General features: G+C 32.7%; 20 protein-coding genes. 12 read left to right on the top strand and 8 right to left on the bottom strand.

Features of this window, described 5'->3' with window-relative positions:
- Nucleotides 1-61 precede the first annotated feature (61 nt).
- Nucleotides 62-802, top strand: a complete 741-nt coding sequence (locus WAF17_RS17745; protein WP_338762504.1) for a DUF2459 domain-containing protein — start codon at nucleotides 62-64, stop codon at nucleotides 800-802.
- Nucleotides 803-980: 178 nt separating this feature from the next.
- Nucleotides 981-1697, top strand: coding sequence for a carboxypeptidase-like regulatory domain-containing protein (locus WAF17_RS17740; RefSeq protein WP_338762501.1), 717 nt, complete (start codon nucleotides 981-983; stop codon nucleotides 1695-1697).
- A 135-nt stretch (nucleotides 1698-1832) separates the two neighbouring features.
- Here WAF17_RS17740 and floA read toward each other — a convergent pair whose 3' ends face one another.
- Both floA and hslU read right to left on the bottom strand, forming a co-directional pair.
- Entirely contained in the window at nucleotides 1833-2861 is a 1029-nt protein-coding gene (floA, locus tag WAF17_RS17735) for a flotillin-like protein FloA (protein WP_338762498.1), read from the bottom strand.
- A 137-nt stretch (nucleotides 2862-2998) separates the two neighbouring features.
- Nucleotides 2999-4396, bottom strand: a complete 1398-nt coding sequence (gene hslU / locus WAF17_RS17730; protein WP_338762495.1) for an ATP-dependent protease ATPase subunit HslU — start codon at nucleotides 4394-4396, stop codon at nucleotides 2999-3001.
- A 373-nt stretch (nucleotides 4397-4769) separates the two neighbouring features.
- Between hslU and WAF17_RS17725 the strand changes: the two genes are divergently transcribed.
- Entirely contained in the window at nucleotides 4770-5891 is a 1122-nt protein-coding gene (locus WAF17_RS17725; protein WP_338762493.1) for an acyl transferase, read from the top strand.
- An 85-nt stretch (nucleotides 5892-5976) separates the two neighbouring features.
- On the opposite strand, the gene WAF17_RS17720 is transcribed toward WAF17_RS17725, so the two are convergent.
- Nucleotides 5977-8280: a carboxy terminal-processing peptidase gene (locus tag WAF17_RS17720; RefSeq protein ID WP_338762490.1), complete on the bottom strand. Its 2304-nt coding sequence runs from the start codon at nucleotides 8278-8280 to the stop codon at nucleotides 5977-5979.
- 421 nt (nucleotides 8281-8701) lie between these two features.
- Here WAF17_RS17720 and WAF17_RS17715 point away from each other — a divergent pair, with 421 nt between their 5' ends.
- The 3 genes from WAF17_RS17715 (at nucleotide 8702) to WAF17_RS17705 (ending at nucleotide 13025) form a co-directional block, all read left to right on the top strand.
- Nucleotides 8702-9523 (top strand): hypothetical protein, encoded by an 822-nt coding sequence (locus tag WAF17_RS17715; protein WP_338762487.1) that lies wholly within the window; start codon nucleotides 8702-8704, stop codon nucleotides 9521-9523.
- 356 nt (nucleotides 9524-9879) lie between these two features.
- The gene (locus tag WAF17_RS17710; RefSeq protein WP_338762483.1) at nucleotides 9880-11793 is read left to right on the top strand and encodes an O-antigen ligase family protein; all 1914 of its coding nucleotides are present in this window, start codon (nucleotides 9880-9882) and stop codon (nucleotides 11791-11793) included.
- Between the two features lie 74 nt (nucleotides 11794-11867).
- Nucleotides 11868-13025 carry an MBL fold metallo-hydrolase gene (locus tag WAF17_RS17705; protein ID WP_338762480.1) on the top strand — a complete coding sequence of 386 codons (1158 nt, stop codon included), beginning with the start codon at nucleotides 11868-11870 and terminating at the stop codon, nucleotides 13023-13025.
- 4 nt (nucleotides 13026-13029) lie between these two features.
- Here the strand turns inward: WAF17_RS17705 and WAF17_RS17700 are convergent, their stop codons facing one another.
- Together WAF17_RS17700 and WAF17_RS17695 are read right to left on the bottom strand one after the other, a co-directional pair.
- On the bottom strand, nucleotides 13030-13491 hold the full coding sequence (locus WAF17_RS17700; protein ID WP_338762474.1) for a hypothetical protein: 462 nt from the start codon (nucleotides 13489-13491) through the stop codon (nucleotides 13030-13032).
- A 99-nt stretch (nucleotides 13492-13590) separates the two neighbouring features.
- Nucleotides 13591-15021, bottom strand: coding sequence for a C1 family peptidase (locus WAF17_RS17695; RefSeq protein WP_338762471.1), 1431 nt, complete (start codon nucleotides 15019-15021; stop codon nucleotides 13591-13593).
- Nucleotides 15022-15708: 687 nt separating this feature from the next.
- Here WAF17_RS17695 and WAF17_RS17690 point away from each other — a divergent pair.
- Nucleotides 15709-17961, top strand: a complete 2253-nt coding sequence (locus WAF17_RS17690; RefSeq protein WP_338762468.1) for a sodium-translocating pyrophosphatase — start codon at nucleotides 15709-15711, stop codon at nucleotides 17959-17961.
- 380 nt (nucleotides 17962-18341) lie between these two features.
- Here the strand turns inward: WAF17_RS17690 and WAF17_RS17685 are convergent, their stop codons facing one another.
- From WAF17_RS17685 to WAF17_RS17675, 3 genes are all read right to left on the bottom strand, one after another.
- Nucleotides 18342-18839: a hypothetical protein gene (locus WAF17_RS17685; RefSeq protein WP_338762465.1), complete on the bottom strand. Its 498-nt coding sequence runs from the start codon at nucleotides 18837-18839 to the stop codon at nucleotides 18342-18344.
- A gap of 192 nt (nucleotides 18840-19031) precedes the next feature.
- Complete coding sequence (locus WAF17_RS17680) at nucleotides 19032-20660, bottom strand: hypothetical protein (RefSeq protein WP_338762463.1); 1629 nt, start codon at nucleotides 20658-20660, stop codon at nucleotides 19032-19034.
- 14 nt (nucleotides 20661-20674) lie between these two features.
- The gene (locus WAF17_RS17675) at nucleotides 20675-21451 is read right to left on the bottom strand and encodes an SDR family oxidoreductase (RefSeq protein WP_338762461.1); all 777 of its coding nucleotides are present in this window, start codon (nucleotides 21449-21451) and stop codon (nucleotides 20675-20677) included.
- Between the two features lie 243 nt (nucleotides 21452-21694).
- Here WAF17_RS17675 and WAF17_RS17670 point away from each other — a divergent pair, with 243 nt between their 5' ends.
- From WAF17_RS17670 to WAF17_RS17650, 5 genes are all read left to right on the top strand, one after another.
- Nucleotides 21695-23092, top strand: a complete 1398-nt coding sequence (locus WAF17_RS17670; protein ID WP_338762459.1) for a DUF819 family protein — start codon at nucleotides 21695-21697, stop codon at nucleotides 23090-23092.
- Between the two features lie 5 nt (nucleotides 23093-23097).
- A complete protein-coding gene (locus WAF17_RS17665) occupies nucleotides 23098-23436 on the top strand; it encodes a hypothetical protein (RefSeq protein ID WP_338762457.1) in 339 nt (112 codons plus the stop codon).
- Between the two features lie 8 nt (nucleotides 23437-23444).
- Entirely contained in the window at nucleotides 23445-23744 is a 300-nt protein-coding gene (locus WAF17_RS17660) for a hypothetical protein (RefSeq protein WP_338762455.1), read from the top strand.
- A gap of 157 nt (nucleotides 23745-23901) precedes the next feature.
- Entirely contained in the window at nucleotides 23902-24342 is a 441-nt protein-coding gene (locus tag WAF17_RS17655) for a hypothetical protein (RefSeq protein ID WP_338762453.1), read from the top strand.
- A gap of 128 nt (nucleotides 24343-24470) precedes the next feature.
- Nucleotides 24471-25382, top strand: a complete 912-nt coding sequence (locus WAF17_RS17650) for a pirin family protein (RefSeq protein WP_338762450.1) — start codon at nucleotides 24471-24473, stop codon at nucleotides 25380-25382.
- Nucleotides 25383-25471: the final 89 nt, after the last annotated feature.

Genomic DNA, 25471 nt, shown 5'->3' with positions numbered 1-25471 from the left:
TAATGGCATCTAATCAGAAAAAACGTGTTTAAATTTATTCACAACTCAAATCTTAACAAAAATGAGCCATAAAAAAAACTACCTATTGCGTTTTATACGTTTAAGCTTCAAAATTATTCTTTTTAGTATTTCTTTTTATCTAATTTTCGTACTTGTTGGAGGCTATCTTTGGACTTCAAATCCAAAGAAACTAAATTCTGATATAGAAGAAATAGAAATTTACATTACTTCAAATGGGTTTCATTCTGACATTGTTATTCCTATTGAAACTGAAACTTCCTTTTTTAAAACGTTGAGTAAAGATTCTGTTTTAAATTCTTATTTAGATAAAGCTCGTCCGTATAAATGGCTTTCTGTTGGTTGGGGAGATAAAGGGTTTTACAATGAATCTTATGATGGGGGTTTTCCTTCTGTTTCTACTTGTCTGAATGCTGCCTTATTACCCTCTGAAACACTTATGCACGTAGATTTTTATAGAAATAATTTAATAGAAAATGAAAACTGCAAAAAAATAAAGTTAAAAAAAGAAGAATATCAGAATTTATTGCAGCATATTACCAGTAGTTTCCGAACTGTAAGAGAAGATTCTGAAAGCAAAAATCAGAATGAATCTAATCAAACAAAATTTATTCGTTTGCCACAAAAAGGATATTCTAGTTCTGATTATTTCTTTCAAGCAAAAGGCAATTATCATTTGTTTTATACTTGCAATGGTTGGACAAATGAAGGCTTACAGAAAGCAAATCAGAAAACTGCTCGTTTTGCGCCCTTTGCACAAACAATTTTATATCATTTGAATTAAAAATATAAAAATCTAATATAAATTCTTGACGAACCTAACAAAAGGATATAAAAATCTATTATCTTAGTAGAATAAATTGACTAAAAAATACTTTCAACATAATTATTGATTTCAATCATTTTTTTTATTTAGAATAAAATTTTCGGTCAAATAAAAAGAAACACTAACTAAATAAGCTATGAGCCAAATTACAAATCTTACAAAAACATCAACTGGAAACTCTATTCTAAAACACGGAATTGCTTTTCTGATTATATTTATTTCTACTACCTATTTTTCTTCTTTTTCTTTCGGACAGGGAGAAAATCAAATGGTTCGTTTTTCAGGGATTGTAGTGGAAGGCGATAGTTCTTATGGTGTTTCAGGAGTTCATATTTATATTCCTAGAGCAGGGCGAGGAAGCGTAACAAATGCGTTAGGTTACTTTTCAATGCCAGCCATGGAAGGCGATACTGTTATGGTTAGTGCAGTAGGTTATAAAAGTTCTCAAATTATCATCCCTAAGCGTGGAGAGCCTTTATATTCTGTATTTATAGATTTGAAAGAAGATGTGAAAATGCTAAATGAAGTAGTGATTTTGCCTTATTCCAATGCTTCTGAATTTAAAGATATGGTTTTGGCAATGGATACTTCAGACCCACTTATAGAACAAATGCAAGAAAATTTGGATAGCGAAAGGCTTAATCAAATGGCTGCAAATATGCCTATGAACGCCAATTCGAATTATAGATATTTGATGCAACAAAACTTAAATGCAAGAAATAATAAATTCTTTGCACCTACTGTTCCACTTCTAAATCCGTTTGCTTGGTCTAAGTTTATTGAATCAATTAGAAATAAAGATTATAAAAAACCACTACGAACTACAACAGGTGGAAGTAGTGGAGGGAATTAGAAAGGCACATTTGTAAAACAAAAAGGTGTATAAAAAAAGATAAATCAAATAGTTTACTAGCTATCTGATTTATCTTTTTTTTGTTAAGCTGTTGTTGGCGTTTTAGTGTAGCAACAACTATAAGGTTTTATCTAACTATATCCTAGGAGGATTGTAACCTCCTCCATCATCATCTCTACGTTTTTGAGTTCTTTCTTCTGGATTAGCAATTGATTCACGCATTTGTGTGTCTGCTTGCATATTACGAAGTCGTTGATAATCCATTATTCCAAAATTACCGTGGCGTAATGCTTCTGAAAGTGCTTTTGGAACTTCTGCTTCTGCTTCTATTACTTTTGCTCTTGATGCTTGTGCTTTTGCTTTCATTTCTTGCTCTACTGCAATTGCCATCGCTCTTCTTTCTTCGGCTTTCGCTTCTGCAACTCTAAGGTCTGCATTTGCTTGTTCGATTTGAAGTTTTGCACCAATATTTTCTCCTACATCAATATCTGCAATATCAATAGATAAGATTTCAAAGGCTGTTCCTGCATCAAGTCCTTTTTCCAAAACAAGTTTTGAAATTCTGTCAGGATTTTCTAATACATCTTTATGAGAGTGAGAAGAACCTACTGCCGTTACGATACCCTCACCAACACGAGCCAAAATAGTTTCCTCTCCTGCACCACCAACTAATTGAGCAATATTTGCACGAAGCGTAACACGAGCCTTTGTGATAAGCTGAATACCATCTTGTGCTACCGAAGTTACGGCGTTTGTTGTAATCACTTTTGGATTAACAGAAATCTGAACGGCTTCTGAAACATCTCTACCTGCCAAATCAATGGCAGCAGCTTGTTTAAAACTCAAATCAATATTTGCTTTATCGGCTGCAATCAAGGCTTTAACGACCTCTTCAACGCTTCCTCCTGCCAAAAAGTGAGTTTCCAAATCTGATGCCGTAATTTCTTTTAACCCTGCCTTACTTGCATTAATGAGTGGCAAAACAATTTTACGTGGACGAACATTTCGGATTCGCATAGCTACTAGTTCTAGTAAACCCAAACGTACTCCTGAAAAAACGGCTGTAATCCATAAATTGACTGGAATATAAGTTCGGATAACGTATGCAAGTCCTAATACGATTACACCAAGAATACTAAATAGAATAATCTGTTCTGTCGACATAGTGTTTTTTTATAATAGTTAGATGAAGTAGCAATTTAATAAATTGTTGTGAAATAAGTTTATTTTTTTAAAAATATACAAAAAAACCCTAAGGGGCTTCGAAGAACCTTAGGGCTAAATACAAAATGCAATAAATATTACAAAATATATTGGCTCAAATCTCTATTTTTGACAAGAGCTTTTAGTTTTTCCTGTACCATTTCTTTCGTAATTGCTACATGAGCATTTGGAGGAATAGTATCAGGAATATCGAATAAAATTTCATTTAATAGATGACTCATAACTGTATGCAAACGTCTTGCTCCAATGTTTTCGAGTTCGCTATTTATATGAAAAGCAATATCTGCAATTTCTTCTAAAGCATCTTCTTGATACGTCAGTTTTACGCCTTCCGAATCCAAAAGTGCAACATATTGTTTACTAAGAGCATTCTTTGGGTCTTTCAAGATTTTATGAAAATCTTCTTTTGTAAGCGAATTAAGTTCTACACGAATTGGGAAACGTCCTTGTAATTCTGGAATCAAATCCGAAGGTTTAGAAACGTGAAAAGCTCCTGCTGCAATAAACAAAATATGGTCTGTGTTTACGATTCCGTGTTTTGTCGTTACGGCACTTCCCTCTACAATTGGTAATAAATCACGCTGAACACCTTCACGACTTACATCTGCTCCTCCCCCTTTATTTCCCGAAGAGGCTACTTTATCAATTTCATCAATAAAAATAATTCCTGAGTTTTCAGCTTTTTTGATGGCTTCTATTTTCACTTCGTCCATATCAATAAGTTTGAAGGCTTCTTCCTCCAACAAAAGATTACGAGCTTCTTCTATCGTAACTTTACGTTTTTTGGAACGAGAAGGCAACATTCCACTTAGCATTTCTTGAAGATTCATCATCGAAACCTCATCAATTGCGCCACCAACAACACCAACACCGGGGTTATTGCTAGATTCTAATGTAATTTCTATTTTTCGCTCTTCCAATTCTCCTGCACGTAATTTTTCTCTAAAACGTTCTCTTGTTCTTTCATTCAATTCTGCATCAGAAGTAGGCATTTCATCATTCGAAAAACCAACAGCAGAAGGCGTTGTAGAAGGCTTTCTATTTTTTAAAGGTGGAATAAGAGCATCCAAAATAATGTCCTCTACGGCTTGTTCGGCTTTTTGTTTTACAGCATCACGCTTTTCAGTTTGGATAAGTTTGACAGCTTGTTCTACCAAATCACGCACCATACTCTCTACATCACGTCCTACATAACCTACCTCTGTAAACTTAGAAGCCTCTACTTTTACAAAAGGAGCATTGGCTACCTTTGCCAGACGACGAGCAATCTCTGTTTTTCCTACACCTGTTGAGCCAATCATCAAAATATTATTTGGCATGATTTCACGCTGCATATCTGATTTTACGTGCATACGTCTCCAACGATTACGTAGCGCAATAGCTACATTTCTTTTGGCTTCGTGTTGTCCGATGATATATTTGTCAAGCTCCTCAACAATTTGTTTGGGCGTATAATAGATATTATTGTCAATCATATAAATTTTTTCAATTTTGTTATTAGTGGAAATACCAACAACGGCAAGTTTATTTTTCTAAATTTTAAATAAATTCTGAATGAATTTCATTTATCAGATTTTGAATTTATCAGTTAAATCTTAATCTAACAAGTATCGTAATTTTTTGTGAGAATAAAAATTGTTATTTCATTTTTATACTCGTTTTAGCTACTTTTAAACTAGTTTCTAGTTTTTACTAAACGTTTATCAAAAATAGTATTCCTCTTTAACGAAAAAGAATGCTTTTAGTTTTGTCTAGTCTTTATCACTTGTAGGGACACGAGCAATGGCAGAGTTAATGAATAAAATATACAATTGTTTGTGTCCCCACGAGCGACCTCCAAAAAATACCATGCACGAAAATTTTATCAAAAATTATAAAGAGAGTATTTTCTCCATTCCAAAAAGTAATTCTAAAGCATTCGAACAAAAAGCATTGGAGTTATTTAGATTTCAATCAAAATATAATTCTGTTTATAAAAAGTATATAGAAAAATTGAACATTGATGTCTTAGAAGTAGATTCTATTTACAAAATTCCTTTTTTGCCTATTCGTTTTTTCAAATCACATACTATACAAGTGGAAGACGTAAAGACAAATCAAGTGTTTACGAGTAGTGGAACAACTGACATTACACAGAGAAGCCGACACGCTATTTCAGATTTGGGTTTTTATGAAAAATCAAGCCAATTTATTTTTGAGGAGTTATATAAGGAATATGGGAAATTAAGCGATTTTCAGATTTTTGCGCTACTGCCTTCTTATTTAGAACGTGATGGCTCTTCGCTGATTTATATGGTAGATTATTTCTTAAAAAATGCACAACCAAACTCAAATTATTTTCTTTATGATTATGAAAAACTAAAAAATGAACTAGAGAAAGCTACCTCAAAGAATCCTAAACAGCCAATTTTGCTCTTAGGAGTAACGTTTGCGCTTTTAGATTTTGCCGATTTTTTGAAAGAAAATTATCCGAATTATAGTTTACCTAAAACAAAACAGTTTGAAGGAAAAAATTCAGTAAGGAATGAAATAATTGTGATGGAAACAGGAGGAATGAAAGGACGAAAAAAAGAAATGGTACGAGAGGAAGTTCATCAAATCTTAAAAACTGCTTTTGGTGTTTCTGCAATTGATTCAGAGTACGGAATGACGGAACTTTTATCACAGGGTTATGCGATTAAAAATACAGAAAAGAGTAATTTAGATGTAGATAAAAATGAAATTTGGTTTCAAACTCCTTCTTATCTCAAAATCATCGTTCGTGATACAAATGACCCTTTTGATTTAAAAAATATAGAAGGCAATACCATTCAAAGTGGCGCAATCAATGTAATTGACTTAGCTAATGTAGAAAGTTGTGCTTTTATAGAAACACAGGATTTAGGTAAAATCAATTCAAAAGAAGAGTTTCAAGTCTTGGGGCGTTTTGATTATTCTGATGTTAGAGGGTGTAATTTGTTGGTTTTATAGCAAAAAAAGAGCTTGAAGATAACTTCAAACTCTTTTTTGTTTACATACATTGACAGTTTCTATTTGAACCTCAACGAGTATTAATTTATTGTACTTGATTCATAATTCGGATAGCTTCCTGCAAATGAATATCTTTTTTGAGTTCCTTCTCAAATTTCTCAAAACTAGCTTGTTTTACTGTATCAGCTTTGTTTTCCTCCAAATCTTTCTTTAAAGCTGAAATCTTGAGTGTTTCATCTGCCTCTACTAAGTTTTCGTATTTTTTAGATTCTTTTTCTAAAGTACGTTGCAAATCTCGGTATTCTTGCAAATTGAGTGAATAAAGTGTTTCGTTTCTACGCTTATTCAAACGTTGTGCATTTTCATCAATAGAAGAGAAAATACTATTTTTCATTACTCGTTTGTCAGTAGCTTTCTGAACTTTATCCAATTTGTAATTAGGAGACCATTCTTTATATTTTGCTTTTCGGATTTCGTCCCACTTCAAAGCATAAGGTTCTTGTTCTTCGCCAAAATCTATGTACGAATACATATCTGGAAGTGTAATATCTGGAACAACACCTTTGAGCTGCGTAGCTCCTCCATTAATGCGATAATATTTCTGAATAGTAAGCTTTAAAGCTCCTAAAGGCTTAATACTTGCGTATTCTTCGCCCAAAACTCTATCCAAATCTAAGAAATTCTGAACAGAACCTTTTCCAAAAGTAGGGCTTCCAACCACGATACCACGATTGTAATCTTGTACGGCAGCAGCAAAAATTTCAGATGCCGAAGCACTAAATTCATTTACCAAAACAATCAAAGGCTTATCAAAAACAACTTCTTTGTCGTTATCAGAATATACCTTTGGCATAGCACCACGAGATTTTACTTGAACGACAGGACCTGTTTCGATAAACAAACCAACAATATCAATCACATCACCTAAAGAACCACCTCCATTATTTCTCAAATCTAAAATCAAACTTTCTACATTTGATTCATTGAGTTTGATGAGTTCTTCTTTCATATCTCTTGAAGAAGTACGTCCGTTTTTATCTTGAAAATTAGAATAAAAAGAAGGGAGTTTTATATAACCTATTTTCTTTCCCTTTTGAGGTTCTAACACAACAGATTTTGCATACGTTTCTGCCAACACAACAACATCACGAATAATTGGAATTACTTTTATTATCCCATCTACTTTCTTGACTGTTAGGCGAACTTCTGAACCTTTTTTGCCACGAATAAGCTGAACAGCATCGTCTAAAGGCATATCAATAATAGAAACAGGTTCTTCATCTCCTTGTGCTACTTTCTGAATAATATCGCCTTCTTTTAGTTCGCCTTGTTTCCAAGAAGCACTCCCCGGTACGATGTTCATTACTTTTATTTCGCCTTCACGTTCTTGCAGAGTAGCTCCAATTCCTTCAAACTGACCAGAAAACTGAATATCAAAATTCTCTTTGTCTTTTGGTGGGTAATATTCTGTGTGTGGGTCGTAGGCACTTGTAATGCTGTTTAGATAAAGGTTTCTCCAGTCTTTTTTCTTTAAGCGATACATACGTTTGAAAAATTCATTTTGATTTTTTTGTACACGCTCACGAGCATCAGCTTCTAATTCTTCCATTGATTTTACTTCAAAACCTTCTTTTCTGTCTTCTGGTTTCTTTTCCTGTTCTTTTTCTTGGGCTTGTAACAAGTCATCTAAACGAACCATTACTTGATATTTCAAAAGCTTTCTCCAAACTTCTTTCTGTTCTTTTTTGTCTTTTGCATACGTTGCTTTATCGCCATCTAACTCAATGGTTTCGTTTTTAGTAAAATCAAAAGGTTTTTGAAGAATTTCTGTACTTATTTCTTCCGATTCTTTTAGTCTTTGTTCGAAAATCTCATAGGCTGTATTAAAAAAAGTATAATCTCCTTGAAGAGCTTGGTCATCAATCAGATTTTTTTGAGCTTCTATTTTTTCAAAGTCTTCTACTGTAAAATAGCGTTTGTTATTATCCATTCTCTTCAAGAACAAATCAAACGTTTTACCAGCAAAATCATCATCTAAGGCTAAAGGTTGATAATGTTGTTGTGTCAGAGCTTGTACCAAAAGAGTAAGCAAAAAGCGATTTTTTTCTTCATTATCTTCATCTGGATTATCCAAAGTAGCCAAACTTGGATATTGCAAAGCAACATTTTGAGCCACCATTTCCATCGGAACTTGATTAGAATCTAACTCTTGTGCTTCAAGGTTAGTTTGGTTTTGATTGCAAGAAGATAAAACAAGAAGAGCAAATGCACTTAGGTAGCCAAACTTAAATGTAGATTTAATTTTGGAATGAATAGATTGCTTTGTTTTCTGAAAAAGTGTAGTGCCACTTTCAGTTGTCGGATATATATTTTTGAGATATGTTTTCATGTATAAATTAATAAGGTTGGATAACTTTGAAGTGAAAGCGAATAAAAATGATAAATCTATGTTATAATTTTTCACTACTCTTATTTTTGTAGTGGTCTGACTTCAATTAAATTAGTCTAAAAAATTAAGCCAAAATACATACTATTTTTCAAAATAAGTGATTCAAAGGCTTTAATTTGATTTATTTTTGATTTAACAAGCCACAAATAACATTTGTTAGTTTTTCAATCAAAATAATATTTTTCTAATAAAGTTATTCCAACAAAAATGACAGATATGATTTTATAGGCTTATTTTTTGCATTTTATTTTGTCTTATTAATTTTGTCTTATCAGAAGAATAACAGAACTTTGTAAATTAAAACCTATCACAGTTTGTTTTATGTGGTTTAGACATATTCCCTAAATATAAAAATGCTTTCATGAAAATAACAAGAAAAATAATATATCTACTCTTTTGTATTTCAATATTTGCATCATGTATAGTACAGCCAGAGTTAGAATCTATACGCCCAAATGCTGTTCAAGTAAAACAAGGGACAACGCTTGTACAAGACCAATCGACACAAATAGAATACGGCATTTTGAGAGTTTTTAAAGATTCTGTAACGAAAAATTATACGCTTACAAATGTAGGCGAAGAAGTGCTTTATTTTAGTCAGATTACTAGTGATAGTCCTGATTTTTTTGTAGAAATAGAGGAAGATACAGTTGCTTTATTTCCTAAGCAAAATCTAAAATTTTCTGTTACTTTTGCTCCAAAATTAGGAGGAGAAACAATAGGAAAGATTAGCTTTTCTACAAATGACCCTGCTTTTCCTGTTTTTAGTTTTGGTGTAAAAGGCGAAGGAGTTGCACCTCCTGAAATTGTAGGAAGTAGTTCTCCTCAATTTGAAGAACTCAATACAGTAGATTTAGGAACAAATGATTTGGGAGAAGATTTGGGAAATGCCACTCGTTTTACTATCGAAATCAATATTGAAGACCCTTACGATAGAATAACTCCATCAGGATTGAGTGTCAAGCTAACACCTATTTTTAGCAACGGAGACAGACCAGCATCTATAACAAGAAGTCCGAGCGAAATTACACTTAGTGAGGACAAAAAACGCCTGACTTACAGTATTCCCGTTCAATTTAATAGCAGCACGTTTATAGACATAGAAACAATGCTTATTCTTTCAAATGGAGATGTATCTAATGTTTTTACAACTCGTATAGAAAAACCAGCAGACGCAGAATAAAAATATATAATAAATAAAAAAAAGGCATTTATTTTTTAGAAAGTAAATGCTTTTTTTATTGAAGTTGTTTAAGAATGGATTTGTTATGTTTGTTGGTGTCGCTACGCTAAAACACCAACAAAGGCAGGGTTATTTTTCCTTAGAACTGAATTTGCAAACCCAGTTCTAAGGAAAAATGATTATTCTTGGATAACTTCATTTAAAAATCTCTCAAAAAATCAATACATTTGAAAGATAAATAATAACAAGGAAAAGGAATTTATCAAGCTGAATAATTTTAAATGTAGTTTTCTCGTATCTAGTGATTGATATTCATAATCCGTAATCCGTAATTTTTAATCCGTAATTCTTATTACATGAACCCTTCTAAATGGCTTTGGCTTTCTAGCCTTGCTCTTCTTCCTTTTTTGTTTGCTAAAAATGGACAAACTCAAATTGATTCTGTACTCTTCAGAAGTATGATTTGGAGTGCTACTAATTTCTTGATTTTGGTTTTTAGCTTTAAAGATATTCCTTTTTCTATCTTCCAAAAAAGAGGAGTTTTTGCCTTTTTAGGTTATGCAGGAATAGGAATTTTGGGTTATCTACTTGTTCATTTTTTATATGCTCCTTTTCAGCTTGAAGGAGTTTCGGAAATTATTCGTCTTATAAACTGTTTTTTTTCTATTATTTTCTCTATTCATTTTATAAAAAAAGAAGAAAAGATACTGCCTTTACTTGCCAAAATAATTTCTATTCAAGCTGTTATTTTAGCAGGACTAGGAATTTTACAGGTTATGGGAGTGATAGAAAACTGTGCTAATCAACTTGCGCCTTGTGGTTTTTTGGTTAACCGTAATCTTTTTGGTTCTTATTTGGTCTTGGGGCTTCCTTTTGCTCTTTTGAGTTTTCAATATTCCATAAAAAATAAAGAGAAAAATAATTTCATTAATGTACTATTCAATTTAGTAGGAATAATAACTATTTTGGTAGGAATTTATCTTTCTCAAACTCGTAGTGCATATTTTGCGACAGCTTTTGTGGGAGTTTTCTATATACTCTATTTTCTCTTAAACCTTCGTTTTTTGTATGTTGCTCTTGTTGTTTTGGTTTTAGGAAGTGTGGGAGGATTTGTTTTTTATAAAAATTCTATTCTGAATATTGAAAATTTTGACCAAAACTCAAAAGATAAAAACTGGAGAGACTTAACACAAACAGACAGCCAAGCCGAACGCCTTTTGATGTGGGAAAAAACGCTTTCTATGATAAAAGAAAATCCTATTTTGGGAGTCGGTTTTCAGAATTGGAAATATCAAATTCCAAAATACAGTTTGGAAGGATTACGAAGTGAAAAAAATGAAGTCAATGTACAGCGTCCTCACAATGATTATATTTGGATAGCTGCCGAAAGTGGACTTATTACGCTTTTCTTGTATCTTTTTTTGATGGGATATTTGATTTATGTAGGAATAAAACACAAATCTATTTTGGTACTTGTGGTCTTTGCTTTCTTGATGGATTCTGTATTTTCTTTTCCAAAAGAGAGAATTGTGCATACGCTGATTTTAGCGACCAGTATCGGTGTTATTTTGAAAGATGATAAAAAACTGTTTAGTAAAAAATCTTTTTCAGAAGAGGATATAAAGAAAGAAATTGATAAAGTAGAAGAAACTAAAATTGAAGAAAAACCAATTTCAAAAAATAAGAAAAAAACTAAATCTAAAAAGAAAAAAACAGGCTCAAAATCAGTTCAAAAACAGACTGAAAAACCTAAAGTTATTCTTCCTACTTTCAAGACAATTCCAAATTATTTAGCTTATTTAAGTTTGTTTGTATTGGGAATTTGTGTTTATATTTCCTTTGTTCAGAACCGAGATAAAACCAAAACGCTTGAATTGCTTTCTTATAACCAAAGTGGAAATTTTAATGCTGTTTTGCCGTTAGCAGAAAAGATAAATGACTATTTCGTGCCTTCAGACTATTTTATCAATTCGGTCTTTATGCACAAAGGTTATGCACAACTCAACTTAAAAAATACGAAAGTAGCAAAAGAAAATTACTTAAAGGGATTGCAGCAAATGCCATACAGCATTGCACTTCTAAAACAAATTGCAGTTCTTTATCAGAATGAAAAAAAATACGATAGTGCCATTTTTTATTATGACAGAATGCAAAAAATCATTCCACACCTACCAGAAACCTATCAACAAATTTATAATAATAACCTTCTAAAAGGAGATACGTTAGCAGCAAAAAAAATGATAGAGAAATGTCCTGCGCCTTGTAAATAAAATTACTATAAATGATTGGCGAGTGATTCGTCTGGCTACTATGATAATTACAGGATAATACAGTTACTACTTTTATGAAACCTAAACAGAAAATAAAAACAATTCTCAAACGAACTTTCTATACTCTTTTAGTTCTAATTATTATGCTTACAATTGCTACAAATATCATTCTGAGACAAGATAAATTTGGAAAACTTCCAACAGGAGAGCGTTTGGAACGTATTAAAAAATCGCCTAATTATAAAGATGGAGAGTTTAAAAATATCAATCATACACCAGATCTTAGCGAAGATGCTAGTTATTTTAGTGTAATGAAAGATTTTGCTTTTGGAGATAAAAGTCGTGTTTCACCTGCTGACAAAATTCCTTCTACCAAAATTGATTTACGCTCTTTAGATAAAAATGAAAATATCTTAGTTTGGTTTGGACATTCGTCTTACTTTATGCAGCTTGATGGAAAAACTATTCTTGTCGATCCTGTTTTCAGTGGATATGCCTCTCCTTTTTCATTCTCTGTGAAAGCTTTTGAGGGGACAGATGCTTATACAACAGACGATATTCCAGAAATAGATTATCTTTTTATTTCGCACGACCATTGGGATCATGTAGATTATGAAACACTTTTAAAGCTCAAGTCAAAAATATCAACTATTTTTTGTGGACTAGGTGTAGGAGCGCATTTTGAACATTGGGGATTTGATTTAGATAAAATTCATGAAGGAGATTGGAACACAGAGGTAAAATTAGAGGGAGATGATAATAAAGGTTTTGAAGTTCATATAACTCCAACTCGTCATTTTTCGGGACGTGGTTTTAAACGAAATCAAGCTCTTTGGGCTTCGTATGTCTTGAAAACTCCTACTATGCAAATCTATATTGGTGGCGATAGTGGTTATGACACACATTTCAAAGAAATAGGAGATAAATTTGGTGTGTTTGATTTAGTAATCTTAGAAAATGGACAATACGACAGAAGCTGGAAATACATTCACATGATGCCAAACGAGGTTTTGAAAGCTGCAAAAGATTTGAATGCCAAAAGATTATTTCCTGTTCATTCTTCTAAGTTTGCTTTAGCCAATCACGCTTGGGACGAACCTCTTACAAAAGTTTCAAAACTCAATCAGAATTTAGAACAGCCACTTTCTTTGGTAACTCCAATCATCGGGGAGAAAGTAGAAATTCAGAATCTAAACCAACCCTTTGAAAATTGGTGGGAAAGATTAGAATAAGATTTTAACTAGCCAAACGAATATCTTCTACTTGGTCTTTCAAAATCCATTTTTTGGCACTTTCCATGGCATCGGAGTTAAATAACTGAATATTTATTTTTTGATTAAAATGAGTAATCGAACGCACGATAATATGAGTAAAAGCAGTTTCCATTGGATTAGCTGAACTGATAGCAGCTGCATAGATTTTCTTTCCTCTCAAAATAGAATAAGCTTTTTGAGTTACATGAGACACAAACCAAACTCTGCTCTTTAATTCAGTAGAAGTTTGCTCACTCAAATCGAAAATAAAACGAGAGTATTTATGTTTTCCTATTTCTTCTAAAAGTTGAAGATTTGTAATAGTATGAAATGACTCGCTGATATTTCCACTTGCTTTTATATAAAAAGATTTTTCTTTGTGGTTTATATAAATTTGGTAAGAAGCATCGCCTTCTTGTTCGATATTTTCGTAGATGAGTTTCATAAAAAGTTAAAAAAATGTGTAGGTTAAAAAATAGAATTAAATTCTGCTTTCTTAACAGAGACAATATAAAATTTGTTTAACTTTTTACCTAAAAACATTTTATTTATGTTCTAATTCTACCACAAAAAAAGCAACTGTCCCTTTCAATGAGCTAGTAGAAAACTTTACTTCATTAGGAAAATATCTTATCTCGCTAGTAGCGACTAATTTATCTCCAAGAACTTCTTCCAAGTTTTCTTTGAGCTTTCCTTTTCGCTGTCCTAGCTTTTGATAAACTTCATTAATATTTAGTGGATAACGAGAATAAATCACACAAAACTCATCCGTTCCTGCCACATTATCCATAGTTAAATAATGCTTTTCATCTGGGAATGCAATTTCTCCGTTATGATATGGCAAATAAGGACTAATATAGGCTTTGTGAGGAAAAACAACTTGTATATTTTTAGTCTTGTCAGTAGCAAAAGCATAGACATAGGCAGGTTCGAAACTAGAAAGATAAAGACGGAAATTTGTTCCTCCAGTAAATGGTTGAGGTGTTTTGTAAGTAGCAACTCCATTCTTTTTTACCTCAATTTTGTTTCCATTGGCAAGTTCGAAACGCAAACTACCAGCTAATAATGGGCGTTCTTTTTTAGGCTTATAATAGGGTACAAGTTCGTAAGCAAAGCGAACAAATTCCGTAAAAGTATCGTATTCTATCCAAGTAAAACCTCCATTTGCCCAACCTGTCCCCCAGCTATTCATTATTTCGAAAGAACCCTTTTCTCCTTTTTTATCGTCAAAACCAACGACACAAATAGCGTGTCCTCCCCAACCTTGTCCTGCTTTTTCGGTAGGCTTCCAAAACTCTTTTGCATCATAAATTGAGGGAGGAGCTTCCATTCCAATTACGACAGGATTTCCTTCTGTAAGACTTTTTTTGAGTGCCAAAATACGCTCTTCATTTGTGAAACCAATGTTCCACAAACGAACGTAATCTTTTAGCTTGTACTCTTCGGCTTCCTTATAAATTTTTTCAGGAACATAATCAACACATTGTTCTGGAAAGTTTTTTCTTGTCGCTACGCCATGAACTTGCATTTTTTTGAGTGCATCAGTCATTATTGCACCATACGTACAATTTTGGTCTTCATCTTCTTTTACTAATTTGTAAATAAAACCTGGTGAAAAAATAAGTGCATCTATTTCAGCTTGTGAGCGTAAATCTAATTGACGAGCTTCTAAAATCGTTCTAGCAGCGTAGGCAGTTGTCCAACCAACACATGTTCCATACGTTCCTTGGTCACCTGGTGTTGGGCAGTATTGTTTGAGAGAAACAGCAGAAGGCAATCCTCTATAACTTTCTTCTGTCTGTTGAGATTTTAAAGCAATTTTTTCACTTGCTTTTTCTTCTGCTTCTAATAACAATCCTCTTCCACGGTTATTGTTGTTTTGTTGAGCAAAAGTTGAAAAGGCGATAGAAAAACAAAGCAAAAATAGGCTTAGAAAAACATATTTTGAACTATATTTATAAGCTAAAATTTTCATAATGATAAAGATGAAGATAGAATTTATAAGTAAAATAGCATATTACTAGACATTTTCCTTTTGACCTCCTCCAGCCCCTCCAAAGGAGGGGAGAAAGTACCATTCAAAGTCCCTCCCTCGGAGGGATTTAGGGAGGTCGCATTTTTTTTGTCTAATAGTATGGTAAAATAGACCTTCCTCATCTTTGATGAAATAGTATATTTTTATTAGACAGATTAGAAAACCTATTGTACATTTTATCACTAAAACGCAAAAGTAATGCCTTCATTGTATTACTAATTATTCTTAGGAATTACGCACTTTAACATCATATGAGATTTAAAAACATATGAGATTTAAAAACATTGACTTTCAGATAGTTGCAATTCTATTTTTGATAAATTTGAGTTTTTTATGTTAAACGAAATTATCAAAAATCAATACAAACTACTGATTATTAGTGAATTATGATATTACGTGAGTTTAGAGTGCGTAACTCCTAACTATTAGAGAAATCAATTTCACAGAAAAGGCTTTGTTTCAAAAATGACACAAAGCCTTTTTTTATACAGTTCTCTTTATAAATCCATATAATTTTCTTTAATTTACAAAAAAGACAAAATTTTTATTTGATTTCTCATAAAAAATAAGAATTTTTGTTATTCTAATACACAAATTCAATTTACAACTTAATTTTATCCCTCTTTAATGGAAAATATCATTTATTTAGTGCCTCTTTTTGGAGTTCTTGCACTTATTTATACAGCTATTCGTTCGGCTTGGGTCTCCAAACAACCAGCAGGAGACGAGCGTATGACCACAATTGCTCGTTATATTGCCGAAGGTGCAATGTCATTCTTAAAAGCTGAATATAAAGTAATGGCTGGTTTTGTAGTCATTGCTTGTTTGGGTTTATTTTTCTTAGGAATGACAAGTGCAAACTCTCACCCTGCTATTGTGGGTTCATTTATTATTGGTGCTGTTTTTTCTGCTTTAGCTGGTTTTGTTGGAATGCGTATCGCTACAAAAGCAAATGTAAGGACGGCAGAAGCTGCAAAGACAAGTCTTTCTAAAGCCTTAGACGTTTCTTTCACAGGTGGCGCAGTCATGGGAATGGGCGTTGCAGGTTTGGCTATTTTGGGAGTGGGTTCTCTTTTCATTGCTTTTTACTGGTATTTTGTGCAGCGTGTAGGTGCAGGAGTAAATGGCTTAGAAATGGAAATGGCTCTTGAAGTTTTGACAGGCTTTTCTTTGGGAGCTGAAAGTATTGCTCTTTTTGCTCGTGTGGGAGGAGGAATTTACACAAAAGCTGCCGATGTAGGAGCTGACCTTGTAGGAAAAGTAGAAGCAGGAATCCCAGAAGATGACCCTCGTAACCCTGCAACGATTGCAGATAATGTAGGTGATAACGTAGGTGATGTAGCAGGAATGGGGGCAGATCTTTTTGGTTCGTATGTAGCCACTATTTTAGCTGCCATGATTTTGGGTAGAGAAATAAAAGTTTTTGATGAGTTTAATGGACTTTCTCCAATTTTATTGCCGATGATGATTGCAGGTTTGGGGGCTATTTTTTCTATTATTGGTGCTGCTTTTGTTCGTGTAAAAGAAGGTGGAAACGTACAGACAGCTCTAAATATTGGAAACTGGGCTGCAATTCTTCTTACCGTAATTGCTTCTTATTTCTTAGTAACTTGGATGCTCCCCGAAACAATGAGTTTTAGAGGGTTTTCATTTTCTTCAATGGGTGTCTTTTGGGCAATTGCAATTGGTCTTGCCGTAGGTGCAGCCATGTCTTATATTACAGAATATTTTTGTTCGATGGGCAAACGACCTGTAAACTCAATCATTAAACAATCTGCAACAGGTGGAGCAACAAATATTATTGCAGGTTTGGCTGTCGGAATGCACTCTACAACTCTTCCAACACTTGTTTTGGCAGCTGGAATTGTTGGTGCTTATGCAGTTGCTGGTTTTTATGGTGTAGCGATGGCTGCAGCTGGTATGATGGCAACAACAGGAATGCAACTTGCCGTTGATGCTTTTGGCCCCGTAGCTGATAATGCTGGTGGTATTGCCGAAATGAGCCATTTACCTCCTGAAGTTCGTGAGCGTACAGATATTTTAGATGCAGCAGGAAATACTACGGCTGCTGTTGGAAAAGGATTTGCCATTGCTTCGGCAGCCCTTACTTCACTTGCTCTTTTTGCTGCCTTTGTCGGTATTTCAGGGATTAGTGCCATTGACCTTTATAAAGCTCCTGTTTTGGCTGGACTTTTAGTGGGCGCAATGATTCCTTTTGTATTTTCGGCTTTGGCAATTTCTGCCGTAGGTCGTGCAGCGATGGAAATGGTAAAAGAAGTTCGTCGTCAATTCAAAGAAATTAAAGGGATTATGGATGGAACAGGAACGCCTGATTATGACCGTTGTGTTCAGATTTCTACAAAGGCTGCCATTCGTGAGATGATGCTTCCTGGTGCAATTGCTATTATTGTTCCTATTTTGGTAGGTTTTGGGTTTAAAGGAGTTTTTGCAAATGTGAGTTCTGCCGAGATTTTGGGTGGACTTTTAGCAGGTGTTACTTCGTCAGGAGTTTTGATGGCAATGTTTCAATCTAATGCAGGTGGTGCATGGGATAATGCTAAAAAATCTTTTGAAAAAGGAGTAGAAATTGATGGAAAGATGCAGTACAAGGGCTCAGATGCTCATAAAGCTGCCGTTACTGGAGATACAGTAGGCGATCCTTTTAAAGATACTTCGGGTCCTTCAATGAATATTTTGATTAAACTTATGTCTATTGTTTCTTTGATTATTGCGCCTCATATAAGTGTAAATGAAGGAAGCCATGTAGAATTGAATAATGAAATTCCTACTCCAAAAATTATTCAAGTAGAAAAAAATCATAGTTCTGATTTAGCTATAAATACTACTACTGAAATTTTTATTTCTGATTTTAAAAAGTAGGACAAAATCCTCATCTTTTACAGTCAAATAAAAGCAAAAAATCCATTCTCTACAATTGTAAAGAATGGATTTTTTTAGTAGTTCTAGAAACTTTAAAGGTAGGGTATTTAGAATTTGCTTCTTTTTTAACTAACTTTTGTAATAAAATTTAGCTGCATCACAGCGTTCTATTTTTAGAAAAAATAAGGGTAAATATATAAAAAGCTGCGTAGCTGCGTAATATTGAAATTTAACCCATTTTGGACAAAAACAGTCATATTACGCAGCTAAAATACAATTTATTCTTATAAGTTTTTTAGAAAATTGAACGAAGGAATTTTGAAATTCTAAACACCCTACCATAAGGCTCTTGAAAACACTTAGGATTTTAAATATTATTACTATTTCAAATTATGATTATTCTTTTTCATTTTTCTAACTGCTTTTCTGTATTTTTTATAAGCTCTCCATCTTGCTCTACCTCTTGAAATCATATAAATACCTACTCCAAAATTGATAAGTCCTCCTAGCATTATTCCAGCGATGGCATAAATATCTCGAAAATAAAATCCTGAACCAATAGAAAAACCTAATAAAAAAATGAGTAACAATCCTATGCCAAAAACGATTCCTAAAAGCAGTAGAAAAGAACCTCCGATTATCATTCCTAATCCTCTTTTTTTAGGTTTTTGAGGAAGAGTTTCTGTTTTTAGAGCAACTGAATCCATCAAAACTACCTTTTTCTTAATTTCGCTCTCTATTTCAGCTTCTGCTATAATTGAATCTTTGCTTTTCGAATAATGAACTTTATTTGAAGCAGGACGAGAAGCTTCTACAACAGTAGAAAAACCAACAAAAGAAAATAGAAGTGAAACAACAAATAGATAAAATGATTTCATAATAAAGGTTGATTTTTTTCTGTATTAATTGACCTCAAGTTGTAAGTTAGGGATAGAAATTGATTAAAGTATCAAGAATGAAACTCGTAACTGAAGTTATGGGAAACAAAACATTATGACTGTTTTTCCACGATTAAAATCGTGGGTTTCATTTTTATGTAAAAAATTTGTTACTGTGTAATATCAATTAACTCATAACTTTTTTAAAGCCAGTTTTGCTTTTTGGGTAATGCTTTCTTCATATTGATGATCTTCAAAACTAATTGCCATTTCAAAATATTTTTTAGCTAATTTTTTATTTGATTTTTTATAAATGAAGCCAAGTTTTAAGGCTGAATTGGCTGCAAAATAATGAATCTCATTTTGGTTATGAAGTGTCGAATATTCAATTACTTCTTTAAAAAGAGAAACAGCTTCATTTGTTTGAAGCATTTTTTGTAAAATTCTTGCTCTTCTGTATTTATATTCTAAAATAGATTCAAACTGCTTTTCTTTTTCCCACTCTTGAAGTTCTGAGTCTGTAATTTGATAAAAAATTTCTAAAGCTTTTCTATAATTCCCTCCATCTGTCAAAACCCTTGCTTGATATAGTATTTTGTTAGGCAATTGATTTGATTCTCTTACAGATTCGACAAACGTTCTAGCATTTTTATCTACTACCGTTTTCGAAATTCCATTATTCAAAGTAGAATCGAAATACTTATTTTTTATGTTTATATCTGAACTTTCAAACCATTCTATCAAAAATAACTTGAAATAACTATTCTTTATAAAATTTCGGCTTTGATTTAATTTATTTTTATTTATAAAATTAAGGAAATGAAATTTTGCTTTTTTAGGTTGCTCTGAATAAAAATAGAGTTCTGCCAAAAGATATTCTAAGCTAACATGTTCTTTTTTCTCAAAAACTAGCTTATTATTTTGATATGTTTTAGCATAATCTTGCCACGCTAAAAGTGCTGTTTTGTGCGATTCATTTTTCATCAAAACTAAAGTAGAAACTAATAAAACTAATTTTTGTGAAGGATATTTTTTGATTAAACTCTGAACTATTTCTTTTGAAGATTCAGTATTTTCAATTATATGTTCATTCAAATAGGTTTGAAGTAAAGACTGCCACAACAATGCTTCTTTTTGAAAAAAATGAGTTTGAGTAGTAGCTTTTTGAAGATTCTTAATTCCATTTTCTAAGTCTGCGTCCATTCCAATCAAGTCCAATGCCCATTGGTACTTTTGAGGAACACTTGCCAAAACGATTTGAAGAAGTGCCAATGATTTCTTTTGCTTTATAAAATTCGGAAATTCTTCTTCATTTTCTAAAAGTAGTTTATATGCTTGACGAACTCGCCACGCAGAAGACCATTTTTCATCAAAAGAAAGTTTTATTATTGCATGGTGTAATTTTATTTCAGCTTTTGCCCATTTGTACTCTTTATAATAATTATTTTTTTTGTCTTTAAATTTCTCTAACTCTTCAAGTCTTACTTCTTCATTCTGTTCTAATTGATGATAGGTTTCTTTGTCTTCCGTCAAAAGAATAAAAAGCATATCTCTAAAATCTTCAACTACCAAATGTAGAGGTGTTTTGATTTTATCATTACTTATTTTATTATCATTAAATTCTAAATCAAAAATATTATTATAAAGTTTTTGAGTTTCTTCTAAGGAAATATAATCATTTAACCTCGTTGACGGTTCATACCTCAACGGCAGTTTATGAGCCAAACTTTCTATACAAAAAAAAGGAGCAACTGAAAAAATCAAAATTACTCCTATTCTGTATAATTTAATTTGTATTTTATTTCTAAAATCTAAATTCATACTTCCAAATTTATTTACTCTTGGACTTTTTTAGCTATTGTAGTAACTAAATCTCTAGGCAAAAATCGTGAAGAATTTGCCATTATAGAATTAATTGTTCCGTGTACAGCTACCGTTTTTCCTTTCATCATAGCTTCATAACCATATTCAGCCACTTCTTCAGGTGTTGCCATTCCAGATTTTGCTTTATCCAAAAACTTTGTGTCTTCCATATTTGCAGCTTCTACAAAACCAGTTCCTGTGAGTCCAGGGCAGAGTGCTGTTACTGTGATTCCTTGGTCTTTTAGTTCACTCGCAATCGCTTCTGAAAAAGAAAGTACAAATGATTTTGTAGCAGCATAAACAGCAAAATAAGGTAAAGGCTGAAAAGAAGCCGTCGAAGCAACATTCATAATTTTACCAAAACTTGAACTAACCATGTCTTTTGAAAACAAACTTGTTAGATGAACAAGCGAAACCATATTGAGTTGCATCATATTATTGAGTTTTTCCCAATCGTTTTCTATAAAATTTCCATATTCTCCAAAACCTGCATTGTTTATCAAATAACTAATTTCAATATCATCATCTTGAGTTTGTTGATAAAGATTTTCTATTTCCTTAGCATTGCTCAAATCTGCCTTGTAAGTCTGTACTTTTATTCCATGTTTTTGTGTCAGTTCATCAGCAAGTTCGTTGAGTTTGTCAATACTACGAGCTACCAAAACCAAATTGTGTTTTTCTTTTGCCATCACATGAGCTAGTTCAAGACCAATTCCACTAGATGCGCCAGTAATTAATGCTGCTTTCATAAATTTTTGTTGTTTATCTGTAAAAAAATGAGATTCTATACATAACAACATTTATCAATACGACTTGTTTTGAGTATTTTTTCATGAAAATTTTGATAAAGAGTTGTAAACCCAAAAAACAGATTCTATATTGTGAATAGTTTTAAATTTAATCCTAATCCATTCGGTTTTAATCTTACTTCAAAAGAATTACGCATTTGTAATTCGACTGGTAACTGATAACTGTTTACTGATAACTGATATATGAACGCTCCTCTCTTTACAAACGATGCTGTCGTTTTGGGTATTTTGCTTATTGTTTTAGCTTTTATTTTTGCTACTTCTAACAGTAAAAATAAAGGTTGGCAAAAGTTTTATACCTACTGCCCTGCATTACTTTTATGTTATTTTATTCCTGCCTTATTAAATTACCCTTTTCATCTAATTGCAGCCGAATGGTTTGATGTAAAAGTAGTGGATTTTGCAACTTCGATGAATATTTCTATTCCAGAAGGTGCTAGTTTTAATGATGTAAAAAAGATTTTTTCAGATAACGGAATTGAGAAAAGTGAATATAAAGGATTTATAAAAGAATCTCATCTTTATTTTGTGGCCTCTCGTTATTTACTGCCTGTTGCGCTAGTTTTACTTTGTTTGAGCATTGACCTAAAGGGAGTTTTGAATTTGGGTTGGCGTGCGATTGTGATGTTCTTGACAGCTACGGTCGGAATTGTAGTTGGGGGTGCTGTGGCTCTTTTTATTGTACATGCAATAAGTCCAGAAACGGTAGCGGGAACAGGAAATAATGCGATTTGGAGAGGTCTTTCTACGATTGCAGGAAGTTGGATTGGAGGAGGAGCAAATCAGGCAGCGATGAAAGAAATTTATCAACCAAGTGGAAGTTTGTTTGGTGCAATGATAGTTATTGATGTTGTGGTAGCTAATATTTGGATGGGATTTTTGTTGTATGGTGCAAATATGAGTGATAAAATTGATAAAATATTGAGAGCTGATAATTCTTCTATTACAGCTTTAAAGAAAAAAATGGAGGATTTTCAAGCCAAACACGCACGTATTCCTTCCACAACTGACTTGTTTATAATTTTGGCAATTGGATTTGGTGCAACAGCAGGAGCGCATTTTTTAGCTGATAATATTACTCCTTTTATGCAAGAATATGAAACTCAACTCAAAGATATTGGACTTAATTCACTTACAAGTGGTTTCTTTTGGTTAGTTGTTTTCGCTACTACGATAGGTGTTTTGCTTTCCTTTACTCCTCTTCGTAAGATGGAAGGTGCAGGTGCATCAAAAATTGGTAGTGTTTGTATTTATATTCTTGTTGCCACAATTGGAATGCACATGAATCTAGCTGAAATTGGACAATATTTGGGTCTGTTTTTCTTAGGAATTATTTGGATGCTCGTTCACGTTAGCATTTTACTTTTAATGGCGTATTCTATAAAAGCTCCTTTCTTTTTTGTGGCTGTTGGAAGTCAAGCAAATATTGGGGGTGCAGCTTCTGCTCCTGTGGTGGCTTCTGCTTTTAGTACAGCACTTGCGCCTGTGGGTGTTTTATTGGCTGTTTTGGGCTATGCGCTCGGTACGTATGGAGCGATTGCAGCAGCTTGGTTGATGGAATATGTGTATGCTGGGGGATAGAAAAAATGAAACATTCTAAACAAGAACTAGAGGAGTTTATAAGCAAAACAAAGACACTAGGAGTTTATGTTTTTGATGAAGAAAAACAACATTTTACTTCTGATGTAGAAATTGGTTTGGTAATAAGGAAAGTTAAAGAAAACTTATACAAACCAGTAAGCTATTTCTTTGATGGATATGAAGTTTGGGTAGAAGATGAAATAAATCTTTTTTTTGAAGGAAATGAGGATGAAGCTACACAAAAAGCCATTGAAAGTTGGCTTAATTCTGAACTAGAATTTTTCATGAGTTATCCAATCATTTATACAAACGTTAGTTGTGAAATCTACTGTGAACCAAAATAAATATAGCTATGAATCACTTTTTATTTGTACTAAAAACAGCAGGAGTTTCTCTTTTTACTTGTTCCATTTGTGGAATTTTGGGAGGAATTGCTTGGGATATAATGAAGCCTCCTCATCCTCATGTTCCAATACCAAATTGGATAATAACACTAGTTCTTACTGCTTGTACTTCTTTGGTAGTCAGTATTATAGTAGGAAGTGCGCTTTCATTTTTGGGAAAAGCAAATCTACCCAAAGCAATTTTATATACAAATTTAATTGTAGTTATCTTCCTAATTATTTTTCTGACTTATGTCATAACTGTATAAAATCCTCTAATTTTCTAATCTTATTTTACTCAAATCAAAAGATAAACTAACTTCACTTACAACTTCTCTAGGAATAAGAGATTGGAATGAGCTTATAAAATATATTCAAAACCTACCCTATGGAAGAAATACTAATCGGCATGATTTGAGTTTGGTTTTGACAGAACAAAAAGGAACATGTAGTTCTAAACACGCTTTTCTCAAAAAAATAGCTGATTTGAATGAGCTAAGAAATATAAAACTCTACATTGGTATTTATAAAATGAATAGTTCTAACACACTCAAGATTGGAAATATTTTATCAGAAAATGAATTTGCTTATAAACTAGATTATATTCCAGAGGCTCATTGTTATCTTAAAATAAACGGAATAGAAAAGGATTTTACAAACAATACTTCTGATTTTGAAAATCTACGAAATGATATTTTGGAGGAAATTGAAATTGAGCCTTATCAAGTAAATGAGTTTAAAGTTAATTATCATCAAGATTTTTTGAGAAAATGGATTGAAAAGCAAAACAATATACTTGAGAGTGTAATTACTTTTGAATCTGTTTGGAGTTTGAGAGAACAATGTATTAAGAATTTGAGTAGCTAAATTTACTAACAAGGTCATTTTCACGTTACTGGAAACAATTTTGAAACTTTTTTTCAATATCTACGTTAATTTAATTGTACATACAAATATTGTATATACAATTAATAAAATTATAATTCTCATCAGTAATGAATAGAAAAGATTTTTTAAAACGAGCTTTAAAGACGACACTCGGAACAAGTTTTTTAGTTTCTACACCTGTTTTGGGAAATATTTTCAGCAAACAAAATAAAGACAAAACAGTAAATTCTGTTACAGATTCTGATACTATTTTAGGATTTAATCATTTACCAAACTCTTCAACACAATCTATTATGGCAAACACAGTTCTTCATAAAGCAAACACACGAGGAATGGCTGACCACGGTTGGCTCAAAAGCGCACACAGTTTTAGTTTTGCATCGTATTACAATCCAGAACGTATGAATTTTGGTGTTTTGCGTGTAATGAACGATGATATTATAGCAGGTGGAAGTGGCTTTGGAACACATCCTCACGACAATATGGAAATTATCAGTATTCCGATAGAGAATGGATTGCGTCATAAAGATAGTATGGGCAATACTTCATTTATAGGAAAAGATGAGATACAAGTAATGAGTGCAGGAACTGGTGTGCAGCATAGCGAGGTAAACGACACGCAAGAGACTACTAAATTTCTTCAAATTTGGGTTATTCCGAATAAACGAAATGTAACTCCTCGTTACGACCAAATTAAGCTCAATCCAGCAGACAGAAAAAATAAATTACAACAGATTTTATCGCCTAATGCAGATGATGCAGGTGTTTGGATTCATCAAAATGCTTGGTTTCATTTAGGAACTTTAGAAACAGGAACAAAAGTAGATTATGACTTAAAAGATGCTACAAAAAATGGTGTTTATGTTTTTGTCTTAAAAGGTCAAGTTATTTTGAAAAATAACAATGAAACGCAAGAACTAGACACAAAAGATGGTTTTGGAATTTGGAACACCGAAGATTTTGAATTAGAAGCATCACAAGATGCAGAAGTCTTGTTGATGGAAGTGCCGATGGGGTAAGATTATGTGGTAGAATTAAATATTAAAATCACGTATTAAAACCTTTTAGATTTTAATGCGTGATTTTTATTTTTAGCAACTTGGTTATT

Origin of the sequence: Bernardetia sp. ABR2-2B, assembly GCF_037126435.1 — a bacterium.
GTDB lineage: Bacteria > Bacteroidota > Bacteroidia > Cytophagales > Bernardetiaceae > Bernardetia.
The sequence above is the reverse complement of the archived record's forward strand: the minus strand, read 5'-3'. Positions and strand labels throughout refer to the sequence as shown.

Coding starts and splice junctions, on each gene's coding strand:
- WAF17_RS17745 (WP_338762504.1), top strand. CDS start 62: ATGAGCCATAAAAAAAACTACCTATTGCGTTTTATACGTTTAAGCTTC.
- WAF17_RS17740 (WP_338762501.1), top strand. CDS start 981: ATGAGCCAAATTACAAATCTTACAAAAACATCAACTGGAAACTCTATT.
- floA (WP_338762498.1), bottom strand. CDS start 2,861: ATGTCGACAGAACAGATTATTCTATTTAGTATTCTTGGTGTAATCGTA.
- hslU (WP_338762495.1), bottom strand. CDS start 4,396: ATGATTGACAATAATATCTATTATACGCCCAAACAAATTGTTGAGGAG.
- WAF17_RS17725 (WP_338762493.1), top strand. CDS start 4,770: ATGCACGAAAATTTTATCAAAAATTATAAAGAGAGTATTTTCTCCATT.
- WAF17_RS17720 (WP_338762490.1), bottom strand. CDS start 8,280: ATGAAAACATATCTCAAAAATATATATCCGACAACTGAAAGTGGCACT.
- WAF17_RS17715 (WP_338762487.1), top strand. CDS start 8,702: ATGAAAATAACAAGAAAAATAATATATCTACTCTTTTGTATTTCAATA.
- WAF17_RS17710 (WP_338762483.1), top strand. CDS start 9,880: ATGAACCCTTCTAAATGGCTTTGGCTTTCTAGCCTTGCTCTTCTTCCT.
- WAF17_RS17705 (WP_338762480.1), top strand. CDS start 11,868: ATGAAACCTAAACAGAAAATAAAAACAATTCTCAAACGAACTTTCTAT.
- WAF17_RS17700 (WP_338762474.1), bottom strand. CDS start 13,491: ATGAAACTCATCTACGAAAATATCGAACAAGAAGGCGATGCTTCTTAC.
- WAF17_RS17695 (WP_338762471.1), bottom strand. CDS start 15,021: ATGAAAATTTTAGCTTATAAATATAGTTCAAAATATGTTTTTCTAAGC.
- WAF17_RS17690 (WP_338762468.1), top strand. CDS start 15,709: ATGGAAAATATCATTTATTTAGTGCCTCTTTTTGGAGTTCTTGCACTT.
- WAF17_RS17685 (WP_338762465.1), bottom strand. CDS start 18,839: ATGAAATCATTTTATCTATTTGTTGTTTCACTTCTATTTTCTTTTGTT.
- WAF17_RS17680 (WP_338762463.1), bottom strand. CDS start 20,660: ATGAATTTAGATTTTAGAAATAAAATACAAATTAAATTATACAGAATA.
- WAF17_RS17675 (WP_338762461.1), bottom strand. CDS start 21,451: ATGAAAGCAGCATTAATTACTGGCGCATCTAGTGGAATTGGTCTTGAA.
- WAF17_RS17670 (WP_338762459.1), top strand. CDS start 21,695: ATGAACGCTCCTCTCTTTACAAACGATGCTGTCGTTTTGGGTATTTTG.
- WAF17_RS17665 (WP_338762457.1), top strand. CDS start 23,098: ATGAAACATTCTAAACAAGAACTAGAGGAGTTTATAAGCAAAACAAAG.
- WAF17_RS17660 (WP_338762455.1), top strand. CDS start 23,445: ATGAATCACTTTTTATTTGTACTAAAAACAGCAGGAGTTTCTCTTTTT.
- WAF17_RS17650 (WP_338762450.1), top strand. CDS start 24,471: ATGAATAGAAAAGATTTTTTAAAACGAGCTTTAAAGACGACACTCGGA.